Origin of the sequence: Barnesiella propionica (assembly GCF_025567045.1) — a bacterium.
Taxonomy (GTDB): Bacteria; Bacteroidota; Bacteroidia; order Bacteroidales; family Barnesiellaceae; genus Barnesiella_B; species Barnesiella_B propionica.
On record NZ_JAOQJK010000001.1, the window covers coordinates 165567 to 189940 of the forward strand.

Sequence of the window (24374 nt, forward strand, 5' to 3'; positions counted from 1 at the left end):
TCTCACAACATTTATCGTTCGGAGACGGTTCAAGAATTATTATAATCTTTATTTTTCAATCTTACCAGTCTTAATTTTTGTACAAAAATATATCCCCGTTTTATATAAATCAAATAGATATTTTTTATATTTGTATTGATAAAATAAATACTATATGACCATACAACAATTTGAATACATCGTGGCAGTAAACCGTTACCGCCATTTTGTAAAAGCCGCAGAAGAATGCCGAGTCACTCAACCGACTTTAAGCACCATGATACAAAAAATGGAGGATGAGCTCAACGTAAAAATATTCGACCGGAATAAACATCCGGTGGAACCTACCGAAATGGGAATGAGAATAATCCGGCAGGCCGAAACTGCTTTACATGAAATCCGCCGGATACAAGAAATGGTACATTCGGAAAAAGAACTTATTTCGGGTAACATACGTATAGGAATCATCCCCACCATAGCCCCCTATCTCATACCGCCTTTTATCTCTGCATTCCGGAAAGACTTCCCTGCTGTAACGCTGTCCATATCGGAAATGAAAACGAACAATATCATTTACAATTTACGGAGTTCTCTATTGGATATGGCTATTGTCTCTACCCCTATAGAGCAACCCGATTTCCTTGAAATTCCGTTATATTACGAACGTTTCGTCGCCTATTACTCTCCCGACGAGCCTCAAAAGGATATCCAGCTAAACGCGCAGAATATGCCCTTGGAGCATCTTTGGGTATTACAGGAAGGACATTGTTTCCGGAAACAGATATTCAACTTCTGTGACAAAGCCTCTACCCATAATATGACTTATGAGGCGGGCAGTATAGATACTTTAATAAAGATAGTGGACAACAACGGCGGGTATACCGTTATTCCCGAACTCCACCTGCCGCTTCTTTCACCGGAACAAAAGAAAAACATCCGGGAAATTTCTTCACCGCCTGCGGTAAGGGAAATTTCCATTATCATACGTAACGACTATATTAAAGAACGTATAATAAACGCCGTTGCCGACACGATCAAAAAGATCATTCCCGAACCGATGCTGAACGAACATTTGAAAAAATTCTCAATCAAATTATAATTATCCGTCCGCACGAATAACTATCGTTGGTAGTACATCACCAAGGAAGTTTTTTGCAGGAGATGCTCATTAATCTGGAACCCTACCTTTGCAGGATTACTGTTTTCACACAGGTCCAAATGTTCTGTACGTAAAGCATATAGGGTTATCATATATTCATGAATACCGTCCCCCACGGGAGGACAAGGTCCGCTATAACCATGAAGGCCGAAATCGTTCAGGCTCTGAACTGCACCTCCGGGCATCAATCCCGATAAAGGATCACCCGCATTGCCGGCAAGCTCCGTAACCGACGACGGAATATTAAAAACCACCCAATGCCACCATCCGCTACCCGTAGGTGCATCTTTATCGTAAAGAGTCAAAGCAAAACTCTTTGTTCCCTTCGGTGCATCCGACCAGATTAAATGAGGTGAAATATTTCCGCCACCACACTCTTCACTATTAAACACCTGGATTCTCCTTACCTGTCCCTTTACATCCGGACTTGTTAATGTAAAATTACTTTCTCCGTTCATTCCATATCTTATTTAATTTATAAGATTAAAACAAGCAGATTCATTTTAAGGTTTATCCAATACGTCAATACGAGTTTAAAGGATCTTTTAATCCCTTTTAAGGGGCATGCGCCGGGAAAGTCGCAAGCAGCTAACGACTCCTGCTATCACAGAGAAAAAAAGTGCTGCCAGTAAACAAACCCGTGTACTCTGCGCATGAGGTATATAACTGAACAATATCGCTACAAGGGAAGCACCTAATGTCTGACCAAGCAGGCGTGCCGTACCCAGCATACCGCTGGCTCCTCCGCTACGGGAAGGGGGTGCAGAAGAAATAATTGTACTGTTGTTCGGAGTCTGAAACAAACCGAACCCCACACCGCATACTGCCATGCGCCATATTATATCCATATTGGAAGGCGCTTCGGAAAGTGCATATAATAAATACAGGCCTGTTGCCAATATAAACATTCCTATTCCTCCCAAAAGTCCTGCGTGGATACGCTCTACCAGATAACCGGCGGCCGGAGCAGCAAAAAGTATCGCGACCGGCCACGGAGTAATAAGAAGCCCCGTCTCTATTTCATTTCTGCCAAGAGAATCCTGAAAGAAAAAAGGGAGAGATATCAAAGCAAGCATTTGAGCCGTAAACGAACAAACAGAGGTAACTACCGATAAAGAAAAGATAGGTATTTTCATAAGATCAACCGGCAGCAAAGGATTCTCTTTATGAAGCTGATCCCGGATATACCACGTAGCGACAACAACAAGCAACATCAATAAAATAGCCAGTAACCACGGACTTTCATGATGGGCAAATCCCTCTATCGAATAGATAAGCAAGCCGAAAGTCAAAGCATTGGCGACTGCCGCTTTCTTATCGAATCTACGGTCTCTGCGCATCTCCCGTTTCGGCAAGAACAATGCTCCCATAATAAGAGCCGCGGCACCCATCGGTAAATTCATGGCAAACAACCAGTGCCAATCGGCAATGGCAAGGACAGCTCCGGCGACAGTAGGCCCAGCTACAGCAGAAACGGCAACGACCATAGCATTAATGGCGAGCCCGCGTCCTAAATATTTTGCCGGATAAATAGTTCTTAACTGGGCGGCATTCACTCCCGTGATAGCAGCAGCACCCAATCCTTGAAGAGCCCGGGCTCCTACCAACATCCAAAATGAATCGGAAAGAGCACAAACGAGAGAAGTAATACAAAAAAGCCCTACCCCCGAAAGATATACCCTACGATAGCCATAAATATCTCCTAAGGAAGAAAAAGACAGTAAAGAAACAATCAACGCTAACAGGTAAGCGTTCATGATCCAGATCGTAAGGGATGGAGTCGTTCCGAAATCCTTTGAAAAAGTAGGAAGAACCACGTTGGCAATACTGGCATCAAGAACCGACATCATAAGAGTAATAGAAATTGCCAGAACCGCCCATATCCTTCGGGGCATAGGAAGGCCGTCAGCCTTTTTCTCACACGTCATTACCTCAACTGTCATCTGTATTTTTTATGGAACAAAAGTACTCAATCTGATAAAGCCGTGATTATCCTTTTTAACGAAATTACTATCTTTTATATTTAATAAATAACAAGTACAGAATTATGTATAGAATTTTAGATTTTCTTTTAATAGATATTACAGAGTATTTAATGACGGTTAACCTTGTTATTTCTTAACTAATTGCTATTTTTGTTCTTATTATTAAAATTATTTTCATATATGATTATAATATAGCTCACAAACTTTGGAATATATTCACCGAAGAAATACGGGCTTAAATAATTAAAATGTTCCCGGCAATACATTTTAAAGAACAGTAGCGAGATTGCCGGGAACATTTACAAAAGGCATAAAACGTTTTTATTTCCGTTAAGAAATAAGGCGTTTTTCATAGATTAGCCATTCAAGATTACTCATCTTTTTATACATTACAAATTTATACATTGATAATCAATTATTTGTGACGTATTGTATGTATTTTGCTATCTGTCGGTTTCTAATTACACTATATTATCCTCCTTAGGAATCTAAAAATGAAAAAACAAATCTTACGAATCAGATTTGTTTCGGAATTCGAAACAAACCAAATCGAATTTTCGTTTTATAGAAAACATCCAATAATAATGCTTAAACATGATAAATCAAATACTAAACTCTGAACTTATCAATGCCATTAAAGAAAAAACACAGGAAAAAACAAATTTAGCCAACACTTTGATGGATATTTTACACTTGGGAAAAGAAGCAACTTACCGAAGGTTGCGCGGTGAAGTCCCGTTCACTTTAAGTGAAGCCATCACTATCTCCCACGCCATGGGTATTTCGATTGACAAAATAGCAGGTTCATATATCAATACGAACGCATTTTTCAATTTGAACATGGTCAGTTCTGAAAATCCATCAGAAACTTATTATGCTATTATCAACAAACACGTCGAGATTTTCTCTTTGCTGATAAATGACCCGGCTTCGGAATTAGGAGCTTCATCCAATATTATTCCACAAACTCTCTATTTCCGATATTACGAACTTTCGAAATTCCATCTGTTTAAATGGATATACCAACACGAAAAAGTAAATTTCTGCAAACGCTACGAAGATTTCGAACTTTCTCCTAAATTATTACAATGCCAGAAAGATTTTGTAGAAATGTCCCAATTACTTCATAAATCTTATTATATATGGGACAGAGAAATATTCCGGCATCTGATTAACGATATAAAATATTTTTCCAGTATTCATCTCATATCGGAAGAAAGCGTCCGGGCTCTGAAGAAAGATTTTTTACAATTGTTGAACGAAGCGGAACACATTGCTACGACAGGACAATTCTCCACGGGAAAAGAAATACAGCTATATATCGCCAACACAAATTTTGAGGCGACTTACAGCTATGTAAAAAGTACCGACTTTCATTTAAGCATGATAAGAGTATTCTCTATAAATTCGATCACAAGTAAAGACGATATGATATTCGGCAAGCTGAAAGAATGGATACAATCTTTGAAAAAATATTCTATTCTTATTTCCCAAAGCGGAGAAATACAGCGTATCGAATTCTTCAAAGAACAAAGAAAACTGGTCGAGAACCTATAATTACAATAGTCTCTACAAACCAAATTAAAAAGAATTCGGCATAAACAGTATCGATAAGTTAATTGTTTTACAAAAACAAAATAAACGATTTAAATATAAAAACATGGAAGCTTACAAATTAACCGATAATAAAGATAAAAAACAATATGAATTTCATATAGAAGGTTTCACCCCGAAAATAGAATACATAAAAAACAATAACGGAGAAATATATCTTACCCATACCGAAGTTCCCGATCAACTAGGAGGTCGCGGTATAGGCAGCGAACTGGTAAAACAAGTGCTGGAAAACATCGAAAAGCAAGGATTGCGGCTGGTTCCACTCTGTCCTTTCGTAGCCGGTTATATACAAAAGCATCCCGAATGGAAGCGCATCGTTATGAGAGGGATTAAGATAGATTAAATCAAAATGAAAGATATTATTGAATATACAAACGAGGAAATAACGATTCTCTGGAAACCATCGTTATGCAAGCATACGGGTATATGTGTAAAAACATTGCCACAAGTCTATAATCCCCGCGAAAGACCGTGGATAAAAATGGATAATGCGACGACCGAACAGTTAATCGGACAAATCAAAAAATGTCCCTCAGGTGCATTAAGCTACAAATTACTGAAATAAAATTACCAGGGGCTCATCCCCTTTCCCAAAATATTCACGGTTATATCTCCCATTGTACGATGGAAAGATATAACCGTGAATGGATTTTCAGCCCAAAATAAATTTTAAACCTTTATTTAATATTGGGGTTCAGATCATGCCATTTATCAATCGGTGGAATTATACCCATCGCTATCACTTCATCCCTCAATTTACACAAATGGTTATAACTGTTTTCCAACTCTTTTTCTTCTTGCAATGTGCCTTCTACTTCCCGGTAATGTACTCCATCTTTCGTAATAGAGGTCTCCATGGCCATCATAATATGATTAAATTTTCCTGATGATACATACACTCCGGCAGGCCAGCGGAACGGTGTTCCTCCCATAGCTGCCGCAATCATTTCGATAGAAAGATAAGCAGGACTCTGAAAAGAAGAACGTCCTCGCAAATCGATAATATGTTTGCCTCCCTGGATAACCCGTTGTTTTAAGTCATTCCAGTCTTTTTCAGACAACTTATCACTACCGATCAATTTGTCCAGAGCTACTCCGTTCACATCCGTAGTAGAGGCAAATACGGCCATTTGTTCTCCATGCCCGCCATAAGTACGGCAATTCTTTATTTCAGAAGCCGGAACACGAAAATACTTTACCAGTTCATTCTGCAACCGGGTGCTGTCCAAAGCTGCGAGAGTTGAAACCTGTGCCGGTTTCAATCCCGAATAAAGCAAGGTAATAAGACCTGTAATATCCGCCGGATTAAATACGACTACTACATGTTTTACTTCAGGACAATATAAACGAATATCTTTCCCAAACTGTTCTGCTATCTGTGCATTTCCTTTCAGCAAATCTTCTCTTGTCATCCCTGCTTTTCGGGCGGCTCCACCGGACGATACAATATATCCGGCTCCCGTAAGTGCTTCTTTTATATCCGTAGAGTAAGTTATGTTCACATTCTCAAACCCACATTGCAACAATTCTTCGGCCACTCCTTCCAGAGCCGGGCCATATGGGTCGTAAAGGCATACATTAGGCGTAAGTTTCATCATCAAAGCGGTTTGTGCCATATTGGAACCTATCATTCCGGCTGCACCTACAATAGTTAATTTCTCATTTGTCAGGAATCCCATAATCATATTTTTTAGTAAATAAATAATCCTTGCCGTTTTCTCGTATAACAAAAATAAGTCATATTTTGATAACCTATTTATATAAAATTGTTCTCCGATATATCTATAAGTTATAACAATCCCCAGCCTATTACCCATTGTAAAGCCAGAGGATCCGGTCTCATGCCTTTTTGTAAATACAAACCTGTTTAATTTTCTCCTTTCGTAAACGACAACAATATATTTATGTAAATAAAAACCGGATACAATACATTTCCAGCAATTGCCGAAAAAATATACCTTTGCTCCACTATAAACACAAGATTATATCAATTATGAAATTATATCTTTCTCTCGCTCTTTTCTTATATTCCATGACCTGCGGATACTGCCAGGATATTTTTTCTGTAACTATAGAAAAAGCTGTAGAAAACCAGCTACATATATATCCGCATTCCACGCTCAAAGATATATATAAGAATTTCTTTCAGGACAAATTTGGTCCCGGGCATCTTTTACCAGATACTGCAATAGCCGGAAATTATCTCCGAAAAGAACTGGCTGCCATGACTTCCGATGAAAGCCCTCTATTGGAACTTACCGGATATCAGGGTAATTTTTACCGCATAAATTTATCTGTGATTCAAAGTGGTTATATATCTTATGACAAATTTTTCGATTGTTTTATCCGTAGTATGGAAGGGCTCAAACAACCGGAAATACCGGAATGGAAAAAAGAATGGGAACAAATAGAAACGATAATATCGAAAAAATATAACTACCTGCCCGATTATGAGCAAGACAAAAAAGAAATTATCAACAACCTCGATTCCGGAGACTATATAGGACACCATAGCCGGCTGTTCGAACTTAATTATAAACCCCATTACAGGATCATAAGGCGGGATATTGCAGAACGAGAAATCATCCCTCTATTGCCTCCAGCACTTGCGAAATGATTATCTATACATTTATTTCAACGGTTCAACCGGTTTGCTGTTAAGGATTCTGTCTGCCAGTTCTACATCCTTCTCAAAAAGACTTAAACTTACCTGCCAAGTGGGAATATCGGTCATGGGTAATAAATTAGAAATATTCTCATTGGAAAGAAAACATGGAACACCGTTAGTTTCAAGTACTCCTTTCTCAATATTAGCGTCCACTGCCGAAGCGTACTTTTTGTAAACGACAATTTTATCTTCTTTCATAATCGTATGGTATTAATGATTTACACAAATATATAAAAACTAAATGGTAATTCCCAACAGATTACTATTTTTGTTTAACAATTAATCCTTAAAAAATATTTATAACACATTAATAATAATACTTATCCTATAGAGTCTACGGCATTTCTCAACCGTTCCATCGCCACCTCCAGGTTAACGCGCGGAGTACCTACGTTCATACGCATATATCCCTTTCCCTGGGGACCGAACATAACACCATTATTTAACGCCAAACGAACTTTATCCACAAAAAAAGCAGATAAACCGTCTTCGGGTAGATTCAGTTCCCTGCAATCAAGCCACACCAGAAACGAAGCCTGAGGCCTCATCATCTTAATACGGGGAATATAATCGTGCAAATATCGTTCTACGAAAAGAATGTTCTGTTCCACATAAGAAAGCATCTGTTCCAGCCATGCATGTCCTTCCTTATAAGCAGACTGGGTAGCAACTAACGCGAATATCGAAGGGGCATTAAATTCATTAGCCGACATCCATCCGTAAAACTTACTGCGAATATCCTCATTCTCAATAATAGAGAATGAGCTTATAATCCCTGCCATATTGAATGTTTTGGTGGGAGCTGCAAATGTAATACTGTTTTGCGCGGCCATTTCCGAAACGGAAGCAAACGGAATATGTTTATGGCCGAACAACGCCATATCGGAATGTATTTCATCCGATATGACCAGAATATGATGACGGGCACAAATATCGGCTAAACGCACCAGTTCATCCTGGTTCCAGACTCTCCCTCCCGGATTATGCGGATTACATAAAATCAGTATCTTGCAACGTTCGTCAATTACACTTTCCAGCTTTTCAAAATCCATTTCATAATGGTCACCCTGATTTATCAAAGGATTACGGACAACTTCCCGTCCGTTCATTTCAGGGACCAACCGAAACGGATGATAAACGGGACTCTGAATAATCACTTTATCACCGTCTTCACTGAATACCTGCAAAACCATACCTATTCCTGTCACGATACCAGGTACATAAGACAACCAGTCCCGCTCTACTTTCCAGCCATGTCTATATTCCATCCAATCGATTATCGACTCCCAATAGCCATCTTCGGTAACCGTGTATCCCAATATGGGGTGACGTAACCTTTTCCGCATAGCATCCAGAATGAAAGAAGGTGTTGCGAAATCCATATCAGCTACCCACAATGGCAACAAATCGGTACGGCCATAACGTTCCTGCAGGACATCCGTTTTTAAAGCTCCCGTGTGATGACGATCGATCTGTTCGTCGAAATTATATATAATATTCATAGTCAAGTTATTTTTAAGCTAAGATAATTATTTTTCGGAAAAACAGCCTATATTTTGTTATATTTGCAACCGGAATTATCTAACAGACATACTATGAAAAAGATTACTTTTGTTTTATTCTTTATTCTATTTTACAGCATTTACTGTCTTGCCGAGAACCAAATACGGGTTAATCAAATCGGATATCTCACCCACAGCCCCAAAAATGCGGTATGGATATCCCGGGAGCCGGCGAAAGAGAACCGTTTCCATATTATTGACGAGCAAAACGAAAAAATTATATATACAGGGATTTTTAATACTGAAAAGCAAAAAAGATCTCCTCTTTTTGCGGGACGTATAGATTTTTCATCTTTAAAAAAGGCTGGAAGATACCATATACAAATCGGCAACATATCATCACCCTCTTTTTCTATAGGAAACGATATATATGCAGGAGCAGCGGATATTCCCTTACAATATATGCGGCAACAGCGATGCGGCTACAATCCATTCCTAAAAGATTCTTGTCATCAGCACGACGGATTTATCATATATCATCCTACACGCACCGGAGAACATATAGATGTACGGGGCGGATGGCACGACGCTTCAGATTACTTGCAGTATGTCACGACCTCGGCAAACGCAACTTATCAAATGCTTCTGGCATATCAGCTGTTTCCCGATGCTTTCGGAGACGAATATCAGGCAAACGGAACACCCGGAAAAAACGGGATTCCGGATATTTTGGACGAGGCCAGGTGGGGATTGGAATGGTTAATAAAAATGAATCCTGACGACAGTACTTTTTTTAACCAAATAGCAGATGACAGGGACCATACCCAGTTCAAACTTCCGCAAAACGACAGCATCGACTACGGGTGGGGAGCCGGAAAAGGACGTCCGGTATATTTCTGCACCGGTAAAAAACAGGGACTTATGCAGTATCAGAACCGAACCACGGGACTGGCATCCACTGTCGGCAAATATGCCTCTGCTTTCTCACTGGGAGCAGATGTAATGGAACCATACGCCCCCGATTTTTCAAGATATCTTCTGAAAAAAGCCCGTAATGCTTTCGAAGCAGGCGTCGCGTCTCCAGGCGTATGTCAGACGGCACCCTGCCGGGCTCCCTACCTGTATGACGAAGATAACTGGTGCGACGATATGGAACTGGCCGCCGCACAACTCTATGCCGTTACACAGGAAAAACGATATCGGGATGCTGCCGTATATTATGGCCGCATGGAACCCGTTACCCCTTGGATGGGTGCCGATTCGGCCCGTCATTACCAATGGTATCCGTTCCTGAATATAGGACACTTTCAACTGGCGGTACATGACAACGGCGATATAAGAGAGGAATTTATACGTAATATACGTTCCGGGTTACAAAGGATAAAAGAAAAAAGTGAAAGCGCCCCTTATGGTAAAACGTTCGGCGTAGGCATACCTTTTATCTGGTGTTCCAACAACCTGATAACCGCAGCGCTTACACAATGCCTTCTCTACCGGACTCTTACCGGAAACACCGATTTTTACGAAATGGAATGCGACCTGCTTAACTGGATATTCGGTTGCAATCCATGGGGAAAAAGTATGATCGTAGGGTTCCCGGGGCATGGCGATACCCCTCGTTTCACTCATTCGGCTTTAATACCCGAAGGTATGATACCAACGGGAGGCATCGTAGACGGTCCTGTATATACGTCCATATTCAACAGTCTCCGGGGAGTCAAACTGAATAACGAAGATACCTATTCTTCTTTCCAATCGGATTATATAGTATATCACGATGATATGGCCGATTATTCGACAAATGAACCTACCATGGACGGAACGGCTGCCCTATGCATTTATCTGGGGTATTTATCGCAACCACGTAAATAAGTTGCCCGGAAAAACGGTCAGAATCCTAACTCTACCTGAAACCGGAATTCCCAACGGTTATAGTCAGGATCGGCTGCCATTTTCTTATAATTGTAAGAGGCATCGGCCTGTATTTTCAATGTATGACCGATGAGATATTTGGTAACACCTATGGTAGACTGATTGAAATATTCATATCCGACCAATGATTGTACAGATTCGTCTGGTAACAAAGTTGAATTGCGTAAAGCTATTTCCCAATTAGAGCGAAAAAGATAACTGGTTTGTACGTTCACACCGTTTCCTTTATATATAAATTCAGGTTCTCCCGGCTCTACCTCGTCGGGAGAAGGAATATAAAGAACTGGCGTATCGCACGAACGTCCCATAAAGTCGGTATAAAAAGCAAATCCTTGGTATTTAAAGATAAAATCGGCAAAATAAGAAGACAGACTGCGCGTTCGGCCGCCTGTCAACATAGCGCCATTCTGTCCCTGAACACGCAAAGCCCTGTCATTAAAACTATAAGCTCCCGCAAAAAGTATCTTCGGTTTTTCTTCCCGTGCAAAATCACCTTCCTGCACGTCTCCCAGACCTTTAAAACGTCCCAGAGGGAAAAGTTCCAGACGTCCTGTATAAGCCAGACCGCTACCTTTGGAAGAACTCCAGTTCCGTCCTTCCCCCAATGTAACCGAGGCACGGGCCGCCAAGTCGAAATGACCGAACAAATGTTTATTAAACTCTCCGAAAAAACCGAAATCCCTGTCGAGATTAAATTCGGAATTTACGATAGAACGGTCAACAAACTGTAAGGCACTGGAAGAATTGGTACGGGCCCTGTTGGCTTTGATCTTCGTCTGTCCGAATCCAACATTCCAAACGGCCGACGGAACATAATATACCATGGCATCCCGAACGATATTCATATTCCCGTTCGGCAATACTTTCGCATCATAAGGGGTAAAACCCAACTGAATAGAATAAGTAAGCTTAGGAGAATATATGTAACCGTCAAAGCGTAAACGCAGACGTTTTACACGCGCTTCGGTCTCGGTAGCAGTAAAATCTTTATTCAGCTCTACTCCCACCATGTTCTGCATACGAAAACGCATAGTAAGTTTATAGCTCTCGTTTTTCGGTTTAAATGAAATTCCTCTACCTACCTCTATATTCGGCATATTACGAAGTATCTCGGTCAATTCCTCGTCGTCATCCCCCGATAAAGAAGTAATAAGGGAATCAAGACGTGAACGAGCAGGTTCAACAGCATTCGCCTGCACAATAGTTCCTATAAAAAATAATAGTGCCGTTAAAAAGCGGAGAAGTATTTTCATATTATTTAAATTAAATCCATAATTTGTAGTATGCAAAGATAAATAACCAAAACTGAAATTATTATTTCAAAACGATTACATTACTGCAAACAATAATCGAATTAATTTGTGCATACTGATCCATACAAATATAGCTTTATTTTGACGAGGACATTATCATCCCCCGAAAATTTAATCATCTATTCCGCAAAATACATCATAAAAAATCACTCCGCAAAAATAAAACCGTTTGTTCCAACCGACGCATCCTGACAGTCACTCATTCGTCCGGCTTTTGGCTTAACGTTAAATAACACTATTACATTCGCCTCTATTTCGATCATCATTTATTTAATACTTCTCTTTTACTTTCAATATTGGGTAAAAGACCTGTGATTATTCCCAATAAAGGCAGGAGGGTACTGATCTGAAAAATAAATTCGATACTCGTCCTGTCGGCCAGCCACCCGAAAAAAGCAGAACCTATTCCTCCCAAGCCGAACATAAGTCCGAAAAAAACACCTGCAATCATTCCGACCTTTCCCGGCATCAGGTCGGTTGCATATACCAGAATAGCAGAAAAAGCCGATGAAATGATAAGGCCTATAATAATAGCCAGCAAAATAGTACAAACCAGATTTGTATAGGGAAGCATCAAAGTAAAAGGTGCCGCACCTAAAATAGAACCCCATATCACATATTTTCGCCCAAAACGATCTCCCAGAGGACCGCCCACGACAGTACCCACTGCCGATGCAGCCAGAAAGGCGAAAAGGCAGTATTGAGAACTTTGTACCGATATACCGAACTTATCTATCAGGAAAAAAGTAAAATAATTGCTCATACAAGCAAGATAGAAATATTTCGAGAATACCAGTACCGCCAGAATAAACAATGCCGTATGTATCTTTCTCCTGGTTAATCCGTGTACCGCCTCCGATGAAACTGCCGATTTACCCGTTGCAAGGATCAGCTGCCGTTTATACCAGTTTCCTATTTTTACAAGGATGAGAACAGCCAATACGGCGACCAGTGCAAACCAGCCGATAGCACTCTGTCCGAAAGGAATTATAATAAGCGCAGCCAAAAGAGGCCCTACTGCACTACCTGCATTACCGCCTACCTGAAATATAGACTGGGCTAATCCTTTCCGGCCGCCCGAAGCACACTGAGCAACCCGTGAAGATTCGGGATGAAATACGGAGGATCCCCAGCCGATCAAGCCCACCGCTACCAGTATGGGAACAAAACCGGAAGCCACGGAAAGCGTAAGCAACCCGACCAGAGTAAAACACATCCCTATAGCCAGCGAATAGGGCTTCGGGCGACGATCGGCCAACCGGCCTATGAAAGGTTGCAAGATAGAAGAAGTCATCTGAAAAACCAGAGTGATTATACCTATCTGAGCAAAAGTAAACCCGAATTTTTCCTTCAGGAGAGGATATACGGCCGGAATTAAAGACTGCATCATGTCATTTAACAAATGAGAAATACTGATCATGAACAAAACCGGATATATCGTACCGGATTTTGGCAGTTGGCCGTCGGACAGAACGCGGGCAGACTTTATAAAAGTATTCATTGCGGGAATTTAGGGATCTTTCAAAATTATAACGATTATATTTAATGTATTTCTAACATCTCCGGCATCTATATACCGAACCAACCGCTCATGAGAAAAATAAAAAAGTAATCGACCGTATTAAAATCAGATAAAGTAATTATATTAATAAAACCCTGCAAGTAAAACTTGCAGGGTTCATACGTTTCTCTTGGGAAATCGGCGGAAAGAGGGGGATTCGAACCCCCGGTACCCTTACGAGTACGACAGTTTAGCAAACTGTTGGTTTCAGCCACTCACCCATCTTTCCATAGGGTTGCTGAATCAATGATTCGTCCTAAACGCGGTGCAAAGATAAGTCGAAAATTTGAACTTGCAAATATTTTTTTGGTATTTTATCTGCGAAATATTCACTACTTTTGTTCCCGGTAAGAGCAATCAAGAACCTTACTGCTGATTTACAAATGAATAAACAAAATTCTCGACATACGGGAAAAAGCAGGGGCATCATAATTATCATTATTGTTGTCATGTTGCTAGGAATAACAGGATGGACAGGTATTACCTTTTTCTTTTTGTCCGCCGTGCCAGAATCGTTCATGGTATATATAACTCCTCAAACTACGACGTCACAACTGACAGAGGCACTCTCTATCCAAACCGGAGAAAATAATGCCAAAAAAATAATAACTCTTGCCTCTGTTCTCGGATTCGACAGCACAGAGAGAACCGGAGCCTATAAACTTTCGGGAGGAATGAGCGTATACAAGGCCGCATCAAAATTATCCCGAGGCTCGCAAACTCCTGTACGATTTACTTTTAACAATATAAGGACCAAAGAACAATTTGCCGACCGGGTAAGCAAATCTTTGCATATATCTAAAGATGAGCTACTTACAATGCTTAACAACGACTCTATATGCAACAGTTACGGTTTTACATCCGAAACTATTCCGGCTTTGTTTATTCCCGACACGTATGAATTCTACTGGACAGTAACTCCTAATAAATTCATAGAAAAAATGAAACAAGCTTACGATCGTTACTGGAATCAAGAACGTACCCAAAAAGCCAGATCCATAGGACTGACACCTGTAGAAACTGCCGTGATTGCATCGATTGTAGAAGAAGAAACGAATAAAAAAGACGAAATGGAGGATGTCGCCGGATTATATATTAACCGGTTGAAACAAAGGATGAAACTACAAGCCGATCCCACCGTCAAATTCGCTTTACAAGACTTCGGATTACGCCGTATTCTAAAAGAGCACACGATGACCCCATCACCATACAACACTTATTATGTAAACGGACTGCCTCCGGGACCTATACGCTTTGCCTCTAAGACAGGACTCGACGCTGTCTTAAATCATAAGCAGCACAATTATTTATATATGTGCGCAAAAGAAGATTTTTCGGGTTATCATAATTTTGCCACTACTTTACCAGAACATCAGCGAAATGCTGTCCGGTATCACAAGGCTCTGGCTAAAAGAAATATCTATAAGTGATACTTCTTCCGAACCCGTCACAAGAGAAATGATTTTCCATTAATAAACAAGATAGAACCGATACGGATAAAAACCACAGAGGGACAGATCCGTTAGAGTGATCTGTCCCTCTGCCATAAATAAAGATAGCCTTATTTTTTAACTTTCGCTGTCGTATCTACTGCAATTGTTATCTGTTCCAAAACATAATTATTTTCTAATTCACCCGTGATAGGTTTCATATTCTGATCCAACATACGCACGCGGCCTTCTTCAATCTGATAATATGTTTTACTTCCATTCTTCAAACCCAGTGTCATAATACTATCCGACACGGAATAATAGCCGGCTTCTACGAATTTACCGTCTTTTTTATCTATATATACCGATGTAAGAGTAAATGTAGAATCGGGATTAACTACCAACGTCGTCATAATACCGGGACCGTCGGCAGCAGGTAAAGTACCTTCATACACACCTATATAATTGATTTCCGACAACGAATCGGCAGCGATCGAATCCGCTTTCATTTCATCTCCTTTACTGCTTTTCGTATTGCCGCAACTTGCAAAAACAAACAATATCAGGGGCAGCATCCACAAACCTTTCAATTTTTTCATTTCATTCAATTCTTTAGAAGTTTATTTTAAAAACAACATTCATTCCTGATTTGTTTAATTACCCGTCCGTTTTGCTTCCAAAACGACATTCTATACTAAAAAAAGGATTTTCACATTATCATAAAACTTTTATATCTTTGCCGGCCTAACTCTTTCTTATATGAAAAAACAGACCTTAATAGATCTTTTTGAAGAATCCGTAAAAACATACGCTTCAAATACCTTCCTGATGGAAAAAACAGGAAAAGTGTGGACCCATACTTCCTATGAAGAGACCCGCCAAGCGGTTTACAGGTTAGGAGCCGGACTTGTTTCTTTGGGAGTAAAACCGGGAGATCATATCGCTTTATTATCGGAAGGAAGAAATGCCTGGATCATAGGAGAACTGGCTATGTTCTATGCCGGAGCTGTAAACATCCCCTTATCTATCAAACTGGAAGAAAGCAACGACTTACTTTTTCGCCTTATTCATTCGGACTCCCGTTTTATTATGATATCGGCCAATCAATTGCCCAAACTACGCAAGATAAAAGCACAATTACCCGATATACAAAAAATCATAGTAATGGACGAGGTCCCACTGGAAGAACGGGAAATATCACTGCAACAAGTCTATAAAGCAGGAGATAATTATCTGGAAAACCACAAAAACGATTTTTTCGAAATAAGCCGGTCCATTACAAATGATACACCGGCCACTATAACCTATACATCAGGTACTACAGCCGATCCTAAAGGCATAGTCCTGACACATCGTAACTATACCGCCAACGTTGAACAATCGCTCACGCTGGTCGATATTACTCCGGACTACCGGACTCTCATCATCCTGCCCCTGGATCATTGCTTCGCCCATGTCGTAGGCTTTTATATCTTTATGTCCAAGGGTGCGCAAGTAGCAACCGTACAAGTGGGAAAATCGGGTATTGATACATTAAAGAACATACCCGTAAATATTCAGGAGATAAAGCCCCATCTCATTTTATCGGTCCCGGCACTGGCAAAGAATTTCAGAAAATCTATAGAAACCAATATCCGTAAACAAGGGAAAAGCGTGGAACGGCTTTTTAATTTCGCATTGAAATGTTCTTACATCTACAATAAAGACGGATGGAGCAAAGGCAGCGGATGGACATTCATGTTAAAGCCTCTTTTAGCTCTGTTCGATAAAATCCTTTTTACTAAAGTACGGGACGGAATGGGTGGAGAATTGAAATTTTTTATCGGAGGCGGTGCTCTTTTAGATAAAGACTTACAGGATTTCTATTATGCTATAGGCATTCCTATGTATCAGGGATACGGACTGTCCGAAGCGACTCCCGTACTTTCGTCCAACTCCCCATCCCGGCACAAGTTCGGTACATCCGGTTCTCTTGTCAGCCCTCTGGAAATTAAGATACTGGATGCAGACGGACACGAACTCGCACCCGGCGAGAAAGGAGAGATCGTGGTTAAAGGAGAAAACGTTATGGCCGGATACTGGAAAAACGATACGGCTACTGCTGAAACCGTAAAAGACGGATGGTTGTACACCGGAGACATGGGTTATATGGATAAAGATAATTTCCTCGTGGTTCTGGGCCGATTCAAAAGTTTGCTTATCGGCAGCGACGGAGAAAAATACAGTCCCGAAGGCATAGAAGAAGCAATCGTATCTCATTCGCCTTACATAGACCAAATCATATTATATAATAACCAGTCTTCCTACACTACTGCTTTGATCGTACCGAACAAAGATAACCTGAAACGAAAAGTCCATGCAAAATGGGAAAGTACTGATGGCAAAAAAGAAGCTGTTCAGCGCATATTGAACACGCTTAACGATTTCCGCAAAGGAGGGAGTTGTGCCGGACAATTTCCCGAACGCTGGTTGCCTGCCTCCTTTGCTATTCTGCCGGAACCTTTTACGGAACAGAACCAGATGGTTAACAGTACTATGAAAATAGTACGGGGAAAAGTAGAATCGGTATATGCCGACAGAATAGCCTATTTGTACACCCCGGAAGGTAAAGATGTTTTCAACGAACAAAATTATCTTTCGCTAAAATAAAAGGTTATCCCTCTTCCGACAAATACTCCCGGTGAACATTCTTGTGAATACTACCGGGAGCCTTATTCTATACAAACGTTATTCCACTAACTCCAAAGAAATATCCACTACATTTTTTCTGTTTCCCACAACGAACAGCCGTTCCATTATCAGGTATAAGGTCCAGCCATAATCAACATTAATCCATACACTCATATTGTCTTCTCCTGTAATAACCGGAATTTCTTCCGATGGTATGGGAGGTATTTCTTCGGTAACCATATTCTTTAATGCAGAAAAATAACTTCTTATTGCATTATCCGCATCTATAAAACCATAAGACTGCATCTCGATGACGCCATCTTCAGTATCGTAATCATCTACCCAAAATTCTTTCTTCCCGGGTAACGGATCCTTACCAAAATAATTTGGATATTCCTCTTCCATAGAATAAGTGTCGGTCATATCATATCTCCCGCCATGATAAAACAATAACATAGATATCTCTTCCGTTACCCCCGGGAGAAGTGTTTTTTTATCGGAAATCAAAGCCATCGTTTCTCTTAATTTTTCGTAAGACATTACATTTTTCGTACTATCCGGCAACATATTCCACATACTATCGGTCATAATTTCTGCTATTTTAATAGCATCCTTCTCCACTTCTTCCAGATTTTCGAGAGATTGAAAAGCCCCGTTTTCATCCGTTTTGATAATAACCGTATTCATTAAACTATCATTAACCCAACTATCCATTCGGTTATCCAATGGATTACTCGACGTCCTTTCAACATTTTTATACTGGCATTTCAATGTATACGACCCGTCCGTAGAATCTGTAACCGTTACTATATAATCGAATTTATTCTTTTTCCAGGCAAGTGTATCTTCTCCCTGAATAGTATAAATATTCTTTTCATACTTATACGTATGCGATTCTCCCAGAGACCAGTACGCAACGACCTGAACAACGGAATCTTTTTCAAAGATCTGGGCATCCAAATTAAACAGGGAAAATGACAAAGTCAGCAGGAGAACTAATCTGTGTATCTTCATTGTACATCTTTATATGATTAATATTATTACAAAACTAATCATTATTATACATAATTACACAAATGATTTGTTTTTATCGTACAAGTAAAATACATAAATGAAAACGGCCGCATCTCCCGATGTGGCCGTTCCCAACTTGAAATATATCAAAAACAAGAAAGAGGATAATGTTTATTACTAAGAATAAACAAGGATAATAATACCAATGAAACACACAAAAAACAAGAATATAAAGTCTTTTCTTACTGTTTTCTTCTGTTGTATGACAACTCTTTGTCGTTCAAGAGGCCCTTTTGAACCTCGCTTGTATTAATAAAACAAGCAAGCAGGTTAATTGTTTACGTTATTATTATATTTAACTTATTTTATCACAATATTCTTTTATCTCCGTATGCATATAATAAAATAACATGCTATCATGAGTATCCTGAACAGAAATATTCTTAATAAAGCATGTTATTATTATTTATTCGGCCGTGTTTAACTCGGTAGGCGTTACCACTTCATTGTCATCGGAATTTATGAGGGTAGCCATAAACAACCAATAGAAAAGCAGTAAAGCCAGTATGACCGCACCTGCTATCATCCATACTTTTTTCTTTTTCATACGACAAAAGTTCTTATATTTCTCACCGGCACTATTGCAGGAGGAGAAGAGCCGGAATAAGACTCTCAGAAAGGAACGTCTTTCGTATTATTATTGTTCAGGAAATCTTCGGTTTTTCCCAGGAAAGGATTAGATTGAGACCCATTACCGACTTCTTCGGTATTCATTTTCGATTCAAAAGAAGAATAAAGCTGACGATCCTCATCCCAGTTCTGGAACCGGGCCAGTTCGGAACGGAATTTCAGTTTGACATCGCCGGTCGCACCACTACGATGCTTGGCAATAATAATTTCCGCCAGTCCGCGTATATCCATCCCGTTTCCGTCTTCACTGGATTTGGTATAATACTCGGGACGGTGAATAAAACATACCATATCGGCATCCTGTTCTATCGCACCGGATTCGCGCAAGTCGGCCAACTGGGGCCGCTTCCCTTCTCCCCGGCTCTCTACACTACGGTTCAACTGAGAAAGTGCGATAATAGGAATATTCAATTCTTTAGCTAATTGCTTTAACGAACGGGATATAGTACTCACCTCCTGTTCACGGCTGCCGAAAGACATTCCGCTCGCGTTCATTAACTGGAGGTAGTCGATAATGATCATCTTGATATGGTGCTCACGCACTAAACGACGGGCTTTCGTCCGTAATTCGAAAACCGACAGACTGGGCGTATCGTCAATATAGATAGGGGCGTCGAACAGATATTTGATACGAGTCATAAGCTGCTCCCACTCTCCCGTGTCAAGCTGCCCGCTCTTTATCTTTTCACCCGGAATCTCACAGGTATTGATAATAAGGCGGTTTACCAGTTGGACATTGGACATTTCCAGAGAAAACACCGCAATAGGCGTATTATAACTTACCGCCATATTCTTCGCCATGGATAAAACGAATGCCGTTTTTCCCATAGCCGGACGCGCTGCGATAATGATCAAATCGGAATTTTGCCAACCGGACGTCATCCGGTCCAGATCATGAAAGCCTGTTTCCAGACCGCTAAGACCGTCTTTCCTGTTTGCGGCAATCTGTATCAGTTCAATAGCTTCATTTATCACCGGATCTATCTGTGTAACATCCTTTTTCAGGTTACGCTGGGATATTTCAAATAATTTCCCCTCTGCTTCCTGCATAAGATCGTCCACGTCGATAGTTTCGTCAAAAGCTTTAGACTGTATCTCGCTGGAAAAACTTATCAGTTCCCGCGCCAGGAACTTTTGTGCAATGATCCGGGCATGGTATTCTATATGAGCAGCCGACGTTACGCGTCCCGTCAACTCCGATATAACGATGGCTCCCCCTACTTCATCCAGCGTCCCGTTCAGCCTGAGCTGCTCGGTCACAGTAAGCATATCTATAGGTCTTTGTCTGGATGCCAGATCCACAATAGCCTGATATATCAGTTGATGAGTAGGTTCGTAAAAACACTGAGGCTTCAGAATATCACAGACAATCGTATATGCGTCTTTTTCGAGCATAAGCGCCCCAAGTACGGCTTCTTCCAGTTCCCGGTCCTGCGGCTGCAACCGGCCCATTTCCGAAGTCTTGGGTACATAGCTTTTATTTTGTTGCCGGTAATTTCGTTTCTGTTCCATAGTGATGAGAAAATTTGGGAGTACAAACGTAAGGAAACTTTTAGTTTCCACAAAATTTCCTTACGTCATATTATGACATTTTACAGGAGCACCCCCTATAAATCTACAGAACAGGAGAAATAGACGGATAGGCGGCCATCGCTTTCTCGCAATAAGACCTGAAAGCATCCCAATCATAATACGGGCCTTTTTCGGCACCTATAGGCAATTTTACTTCTTCTTCATTGAAAAGGACTTTTACAAGTACTTTTCCGTCTTTATTCTTATACAATATCCATTGTATATTCGCAGCCATAGGATTGTATGTAAAATCCTGCCATACTTCGGCAACTTTCTCCGGATCGGGTTCCGTCACAGCCGCATTTTTAATACCCAGCATTGCCGCCAGAGGAATAGTATTCTCGCCATGGGCAAAACGCAGGTTGGCCGTAGCCCCTTTACCCTCGACCGCATTCTGGGCGGTATTAAGCATATCCTGTAATATCGGGCGGGCAATAGCCACAGGAAGCCCTTTCCCAGGAGCGGAATTTCCCTTCCGTATATATTGAGAAAAATTTATCGTAGACCATATTTCGTATGTTTCATCTTCGGTAAACCACTCGTAAAGCGACAAACCATAATCGGTATTAGGAAGTATGATAGCCAAAGAATACAGATCGGTAACAAAAGTGCGCGGATTTGCAATAAGTTTACGATAATCGCCCGCGAACAACTCTTTCATCAACCGCTCATAAGGTACATGACGTTCGGTAAAAGAATCCATCTGTTTTTTCCAAGAACCATTTTTCATATACTCATCATACTCCGGACTCTCAAAACAACGCAACGCATTATCATGGGAGTGACTGGGATCCATAAAAAAATCGGCAGAGGGAACCAGCCCTTTCAATTCTGTAACAAAAGCCCCCATGCTTCCCATAGATCTCGGGACAACCGTTGACTGAGCTTCCAACCGTACCGGCCCGTTCTCATTCGAAAAAACATCGGGAAAACGATGATACATTCTTGAAGCAATACCTCTGTGTTGTTCCGATCCTAAAGGGGTAAGGTCTCCCCAACGGTGATTCATCAAATTATAAATAGTATCCATGCGGTTTTTCAAACGCTTGCCTTCCGGGGTCAGAATACCCATAGAATCGGCTCGGGACAATGTTTTCCATAAATTAATTACAGGTTTACCGGAATGATGAGTCCTGGAACCATGGCGGGACATAAGCTCTATATGGAATGGTTTATATCCTTTCGGAGCAGGAGTGTTTATAGTATCTCCGAAATAATATACAGCCGAAGGTCCGGCCTTATAATTATCACTGCTCTTAAAGAACTCGCGTATATCATTTACCGCATACAGGGGAAGTGCAAATAATAGCGAACATATTCCCCCGAAAAAAAAACGTCTATTCATCAGATATCCTGTTAATTATTAAATTTGAATGGTAAATATAGCATAAATTATTTGAATCGGGGAATTAAAAAAATCAGAAATAAATAAATATATCTATTCAGAAGAAATCCTTTATCGATTTTATTATCAACAAATAAGGGGAACAATTACAAACCGTATCCGGAAAATTCAGGAAAGATGTTCTTCTTGTTTTTATATCTCCATTAATTCCTAATAAATAGCACTTGACAGAATAATATTTTTTAATTCGCCTATCCCCCATCTTTCCCAATATTTAAGATTTAAAGTTGTATGTATAGAACAGAATGCGTACTTTCGCAAACAGAAACGAACACAATAATTATATATCGGCTATGATCACGTTTCCTAATGCAAAGATCAATCTGGGTTTGAACATCGTGGCTAAGCGTCCGGACGGTTATCATGACATTGAAACTGTATTTTATCCCATTCCGTTACGCGACGCACTGGAAATAGTTCCTTCCCGCAGCGGGAAAACGGAACTGCATATAAGCGGCATAAAAATAGATGGCGATCCTGAAAAAAACCTGATCATGCAGGCATATCGTTCTTTCCAAAGCCGCTTCGATCTTCCTCCCCTGGATATTTATTTACATAAAGCTATTCCGTTCGGAGCCGGACTGGGTGGAGGGTCGGCCGACGCAGCATATATGCTGAACATGCTAAGGACATTTTTTAAATTACCCATATCGGACGATGAACTATGCGAATCGGCCTCTTCGCTGGGAGCAGATTGTCCGTTTTTTATTTACAACCATCCGCTGATGGCAGAAGGAATCGGTGATATATTCACTCCCGTAAATGTTTCTTTAAAAGGCTATCACATCATATTGGTAAAACCTCCTGTAGCCGTTCCTACGGCAGAAGCATATGCAAAAGTAAAACCGACAAAACCAACATTAAGAATTCCGGATATTATCAATAAACCGGTAACGGAATGGAAAGCAGAACTCGTAAACGATTTTGAATCCAGCGTATTTACCGCTCACCCCGATATAAAAAAAATAAAAGAAACCCTTTATAACGAAGGAGCCGACTATGCATCGATGTCAGGCTCCGGTTCTGCTGTTTACGGCTTATTCCGTGAGAAAAAAAATATTAAGAAATTATTTCCCGGCCATTTAGTCTGGGACGGTATTTGTGAAATTTAAATCCTTCTTACTTAACGAACAATGGCTGACAAAAAATCGTTTTAAATGACAAAAGAGCAGGTTATATAATTCTGGCAATATTTTTGTTAATTATAAAATGTATCTTGTCAGTAAGGTACGGATGAAAGGATTTAAGCATGAAAAAAAGGAAAGATAAAATTATGAGCGAAACCAAAGAAAAGTATTCAGAAAAAGAGCAAAAAACTTCTGCTTCCGCTACAGACGATACGGCCACAAAAGAAACAACCGAAGAGGGTGTAGAAAATACCCCGGAAGAAAAAGACGACACTGCCAAACTGACAGCAGCCCTTGATGAATTGAAAGCCGACAATGAAAAGCAAAAGAACGATTATTTGCGGCTCATGGCCGAATTCGACAATTTTCGTAAACGTACGTTGAGAGAAAAAGCCGATTTACTGAAAAGCGGCGGCGAACAATGTATGAGGAATATTCTTCCTATTGTCGACGACTTCGAACGCGGATTACTGGCCATCGGTGAAAGCACCGACGTTGAAGCCGTTAAAGAAGGCATGACCCTGATATATAACAAATTTAAAAAATACCTCGACCATAACGGGGTAAAAGAGATTCCGACAAAAGACGAGGAGTTCAATACGGAATTCCACGAAGCCGTAACGATGTATCCTGTAGAAGATCCTGAACAAAAAGGTAAAGTAATGGACTGTGTACAGAAAGGTTACACCTTAAACGACAAAGTAATACGCTTTGCCAAAGTAGTTGTAGGACAATAATTAAAAAATGACG

General features: G+C 40.4%; 22 protein-coding genes and 1 tRNA gene. 10 read left to right on the plus strand and 13 right to left on the minus strand.

Features of this window, described 5'->3' with window-relative positions; translation table 11 throughout:
• Window positions 1-154 precede the first annotated feature (154 nt).
• Window positions 155-1078: a hydrogen peroxide-inducible genes activator gene (locus tag OCV73_RS00740; protein WP_147548385.1), complete on the plus strand. Its 924-nt coding sequence runs from the start codon at window positions 155-157 to the stop codon at window positions 1076-1078.
• 20 nt (window positions 1079-1098) lie between these two features.
• Here the strand turns inward: OCV73_RS00740 and OCV73_RS00745 are convergent, their stop codons facing one another.
• Entirely contained in the window at window positions 1099-1596 is a 498-nt protein-coding gene (locus OCV73_RS00745; protein ID WP_147548386.1) for a YbhB/YbcL family Raf kinase inhibitor-like protein, read from the minus strand.
• An 87-nt stretch (window positions 1597-1683) separates the two neighbouring features.
• Window positions 1684-3081: an MFS transporter gene (locus OCV73_RS00750; protein ID WP_147548387.1), complete on the minus strand. Its 1398-nt coding sequence runs from the start codon at window positions 3079-3081 to the stop codon at window positions 1684-1686.
• Between the two features lie 636 nt (window positions 3082-3717).
• Between OCV73_RS00750 and OCV73_RS00755 the strand changes: the two genes are divergently transcribed.
• The 3 genes from OCV73_RS00755 (at window position 3718) to OCV73_RS00765 (ending at window position 5305) form a co-directional block, all read left to right on the plus strand.
• Entirely contained in the window at window positions 3718-4680 is a 963-nt protein-coding gene (locus tag OCV73_RS00755) for a hypothetical protein (protein ID WP_147548388.1), read from the plus strand.
• A gap of 103 nt (window positions 4681-4783) precedes the next feature.
• Entirely contained in the window at window positions 4784-5083 is a 300-nt protein-coding gene (locus OCV73_RS00760) for a GNAT family N-acetyltransferase (RefSeq protein WP_147548389.1), read from the plus strand.
• A 6-nt stretch (window positions 5084-5089) separates the two neighbouring features.
• A complete protein-coding gene (locus tag OCV73_RS00765; protein ID WP_147548390.1) occupies window positions 5090-5305 on the plus strand; it encodes a (4Fe-4S)-binding protein in 216 nt (71 codons plus the stop codon).
• Window positions 5306-5417: 112 nt separating this feature from the next.
• Here the strand turns inward: OCV73_RS00765 and OCV73_RS00770 are convergent, their stop codons facing one another.
• On the minus strand, window positions 5418-6419 hold the full coding sequence (locus tag OCV73_RS00770) for a malate dehydrogenase (RefSeq protein WP_147548391.1): 1002 nt from the start codon (window positions 6417-6419) through the stop codon (window positions 5418-5420).
• 314 nt (window positions 6420-6733) lie between these two features.
• Between OCV73_RS00770 and OCV73_RS00775 the strand changes: the two genes are divergently transcribed.
• Window positions 6734-7357, plus strand: coding sequence for a hypothetical protein (locus OCV73_RS00775; protein ID WP_147548392.1), 624 nt, complete (start codon window positions 6734-6736; stop codon window positions 7355-7357).
• 12 nt (window positions 7358-7369) lie between these two features.
• Here OCV73_RS00775 and OCV73_RS00780 read toward each other — a convergent pair whose 3' ends face one another.
• Both OCV73_RS00780 and OCV73_RS00785 read right to left on the minus strand, forming a co-directional pair.
• The gene (locus OCV73_RS00780; protein WP_147548393.1) at window positions 7370-7606 is read right to left on the minus strand and encodes a putative signal transducing protein; all 237 of its coding nucleotides are present in this window, start codon (window positions 7604-7606) and stop codon (window positions 7370-7372) included.
• Between the two features lie 122 nt (window positions 7607-7728).
• Window positions 7729-8910, minus strand: a complete 1182-nt coding sequence (locus tag OCV73_RS00785) for a MalY/PatB family protein (RefSeq protein WP_147548394.1) — start codon at window positions 8908-8910, stop codon at window positions 7729-7731.
• A gap of 93 nt (window positions 8911-9003) precedes the next feature.
• Between OCV73_RS00785 and OCV73_RS00790 the strand changes: the two genes are divergently transcribed.
• On the plus strand, window positions 9004-10782 hold the full coding sequence (locus OCV73_RS00790) for a glycoside hydrolase family 9 protein (RefSeq protein WP_147548395.1): 1779 nt from the start codon (window positions 9004-9006) through the stop codon (window positions 10780-10782).
• Between the two features lie 17 nt (window positions 10783-10799).
• Here OCV73_RS00790 and OCV73_RS00795 read toward each other — a convergent pair whose 3' ends face one another.
• From OCV73_RS00795 to OCV73_RS00805, 3 genes are all read right to left on the minus strand, one after another.
• Complete coding sequence (locus tag OCV73_RS00795; protein ID WP_147548396.1) at window positions 10800-12095, minus strand: porin; 1296 nt, start codon at window positions 12093-12095, stop codon at window positions 10800-10802.
• Window positions 12096-12417: 322 nt separating this feature from the next.
• Window positions 12418-13656 carry an MFS transporter gene (locus OCV73_RS00800; protein WP_262512832.1) on the minus strand — a complete coding sequence of 413 codons (1239 nt, stop codon included), beginning with the start codon at window positions 13654-13656 and terminating at the stop codon, window positions 12418-12420.
• Window positions 13657-13858: 202 nt separating this feature from the next.
• Window positions 13859-13945: transfer RNA gene (locus OCV73_RS00805), tRNA-Ser, on the minus strand.
• Between the two features lie 154 nt (window positions 13946-14099).
• On the opposite strand from OCV73_RS00805, the gene mltG reads away from it, so the two are divergent.
• Window positions 14100-15146, plus strand: coding sequence for an endolytic transglycosylase MltG (gene mltG / locus OCV73_RS00810; RefSeq protein ID WP_147548397.1), 1047 nt, complete (start codon window positions 14100-14102; stop codon window positions 15144-15146).
• Between the two features lie 131 nt (window positions 15147-15277).
• Here the strand turns inward: mltG and OCV73_RS00815 are convergent, their stop codons facing one another.
• Window positions 15278-15745 (minus strand): copper resistance protein NlpE, encoded by a 468-nt coding sequence (locus tag OCV73_RS00815; RefSeq protein ID WP_147548398.1) that lies wholly within the window; start codon window positions 15743-15745, stop codon window positions 15278-15280.
• A gap of 160 nt (window positions 15746-15905) precedes the next feature.
• On the opposite strand from OCV73_RS00815, the gene OCV73_RS00820 reads away from it, so the two are divergent.
• Window positions 15906-17795, plus strand: coding sequence for an AMP-dependent synthetase/ligase (locus OCV73_RS00820; RefSeq protein ID WP_147548399.1), 1890 nt, complete (start codon window positions 15906-15908; stop codon window positions 17793-17795).
• Between the two features lie 78 nt (window positions 17796-17873).
• Here the strand turns inward: OCV73_RS00820 and OCV73_RS00825 are convergent, their stop codons facing one another.
• The 4 genes from OCV73_RS00825 to OCV73_RS00840 all read right to left on the minus strand — a co-directional run bounded on the left by OCV73_RS00825 (window position 17874) and on the right by OCV73_RS00840 (window position 22437).
• Complete coding sequence (locus OCV73_RS00825; RefSeq protein WP_147548400.1) at window positions 17874-18830, minus strand: hypothetical protein; 957 nt, start codon at window positions 18828-18830, stop codon at window positions 17874-17876.
• Between the two features lie 466 nt (window positions 18831-19296).
• Window positions 19297-19437, minus strand: a complete 141-nt coding sequence (locus OCV73_RS00830) for a hypothetical protein (RefSeq protein ID WP_167551183.1) — start codon at window positions 19435-19437, stop codon at window positions 19297-19299.
• A 65-nt stretch (window positions 19438-19502) separates the two neighbouring features.
• A complete protein-coding gene (gene dnaB / locus OCV73_RS00835; RefSeq protein ID WP_147548401.1) occupies window positions 19503-21032 on the minus strand; it encodes a replicative DNA helicase in 1530 nt (509 codons plus the stop codon).
• Window positions 21033-21135: 103 nt separating this feature from the next.
• The gene (locus tag OCV73_RS00840; RefSeq protein ID WP_147548402.1) at window positions 21136-22437 is read right to left on the minus strand and encodes a histidine-type phosphatase; all 1302 of its coding nucleotides are present in this window, start codon (window positions 22435-22437) and stop codon (window positions 21136-21138) included.
• Window positions 22438-22790: 353 nt separating this feature from the next.
• On the opposite strand from OCV73_RS00840, the gene ispE reads away from it, so the two are divergent.
• On the plus strand, window positions 22791-23609 hold the full coding sequence (ispE, locus tag OCV73_RS00845) for a 4-(cytidine 5'-diphospho)-2-C-methyl-D-erythritol kinase (RefSeq protein ID WP_147548705.1): 819 nt from the start codon (window positions 22791-22793) through the stop codon (window positions 23607-23609).
• Window positions 23610-23746: 137 nt separating this feature from the next.
• Window positions 23747-24361, plus strand: coding sequence for a nucleotide exchange factor GrpE (locus OCV73_RS00850; protein WP_262512833.1), 615 nt, complete (start codon window positions 23747-23749; stop codon window positions 24359-24361).
• Window positions 24362-24374: the final 13 nt, after the last annotated feature.

What these genes read in the sequence shown, in the direction of transcription:
- OCV73_RS00740 (WP_147548385.1), top strand. Translation starts at nt 155, where the DNA reads ATGACCATACAACAATTTGAATACATCGTGGCAGTAAACCGTTACCGC.
- OCV73_RS00745 (WP_147548386.1), bottom strand. Translation starts at nt 1,596, where the DNA reads ATGAACGGAGAAAGTAATTTTACATTAACAAGTCCGGATGTAAAGGGA.
- OCV73_RS00750 (WP_147548387.1), bottom strand. Translation starts at nt 3,081, where the DNA reads ATGACAGTTGAGGTAATGACGTGTGAGAAAAAGGCTGACGGCCTTCCT.
- OCV73_RS00755 (WP_147548388.1), top strand. Translation starts at nt 3,718, where the DNA reads ATGATAAATCAAATACTAAACTCTGAACTTATCAATGCCATTAAAGAA.
- OCV73_RS00760 (WP_147548389.1), top strand. Translation starts at nt 4,784, where the DNA reads ATGGAAGCTTACAAATTAACCGATAATAAAGATAAAAAACAATATGAA.
- OCV73_RS00765 (WP_147548390.1), top strand. Translation starts at nt 5,090, where the DNA reads ATGAAAGATATTATTGAATATACAAACGAGGAAATAACGATTCTCTGG.
- OCV73_RS00770 (WP_147548391.1), bottom strand. Translation starts at nt 6,419, where the DNA reads ATGGGATTCCTGACAAATGAGAAATTAACTATTGTAGGTGCAGCCGGA.
- OCV73_RS00775 (WP_147548392.1), top strand. Translation starts at nt 6,734, where the DNA reads ATGAAATTATATCTTTCTCTCGCTCTTTTCTTATATTCCATGACCTGC.
- OCV73_RS00780 (WP_147548393.1), bottom strand. Translation starts at nt 7,606, where the DNA reads ATGAAAGAAGATAAAATTGTCGTTTACAAAAAGTACGCTTCGGCAGTG.
- OCV73_RS00785 (WP_147548394.1), bottom strand. Translation starts at nt 8,910, where the DNA reads ATGAATATTATATATAATTTCGACGAACAGATCGATCGTCATCACACG.
- OCV73_RS00790 (WP_147548395.1), top strand. Translation starts at nt 9,004, where the DNA reads ATGAAAAAGATTACTTTTGTTTTATTCTTTATTCTATTTTACAGCATT.
- OCV73_RS00795 (WP_147548396.1), bottom strand. Translation starts at nt 12,095, where the DNA reads ATGAAAATACTTCTCCGCTTTTTAACGGCACTATTATTTTTTATAGGA.
- OCV73_RS00800 (WP_262512832.1), bottom strand. Translation starts at nt 13,656, where the DNA reads ATGAATACTTTTATAAAGTCTGCCCGCGTTCTGTCCGACGGCCAACTG.
- mltG (WP_147548397.1), top strand. Translation starts at nt 14,100, where the DNA reads ATGAATAAACAAAATTCTCGACATACGGGAAAAAGCAGGGGCATCATA.
- OCV73_RS00815 (WP_147548398.1), bottom strand. Translation starts at nt 15,745, where the DNA reads ATGAAAAAATTGAAAGGTTTGTGGATGCTGCCCCTGATATTGTTTGTT.
- OCV73_RS00820 (WP_147548399.1), top strand. Translation starts at nt 15,906, where the DNA reads ATGAAAAAACAGACCTTAATAGATCTTTTTGAAGAATCCGTAAAAACA.
- OCV73_RS00825 (WP_147548400.1), bottom strand. Translation starts at nt 18,830, where the DNA reads ATGAAGATACACAGATTAGTTCTCCTGCTGACTTTGTCATTTTCCCTG.
- OCV73_RS00830 (WP_167551183.1), bottom strand. Translation starts at nt 19,437, where the DNA reads ATGAAAAAGAAAAAAGTATGGATGATAGCAGGTGCGGTCATACTGGCT.
- dnaB (WP_147548401.1), bottom strand. Translation starts at nt 21,032, where the DNA reads ATGGAACAGAAACGAAATTACCGGCAACAAAATAAAAGCTATGTACCC.
- OCV73_RS00840 (WP_147548402.1), bottom strand. Translation starts at nt 22,437, where the DNA reads ATGAATAGACGTTTTTTTTTCGGGGGAATATGTTCGCTATTATTTGCA.
- ispE (WP_147548705.1), top strand. Translation starts at nt 22,791, where the DNA reads ATGATCACGTTTCCTAATGCAAAGATCAATCTGGGTTTGAACATCGTG.
- OCV73_RS00850 (WP_262512833.1), top strand. Translation starts at nt 23,747, where the DNA reads ATGAAAAAAAGGAAAGATAAAATTATGAGCGAAACCAAAGAAAAGTAT.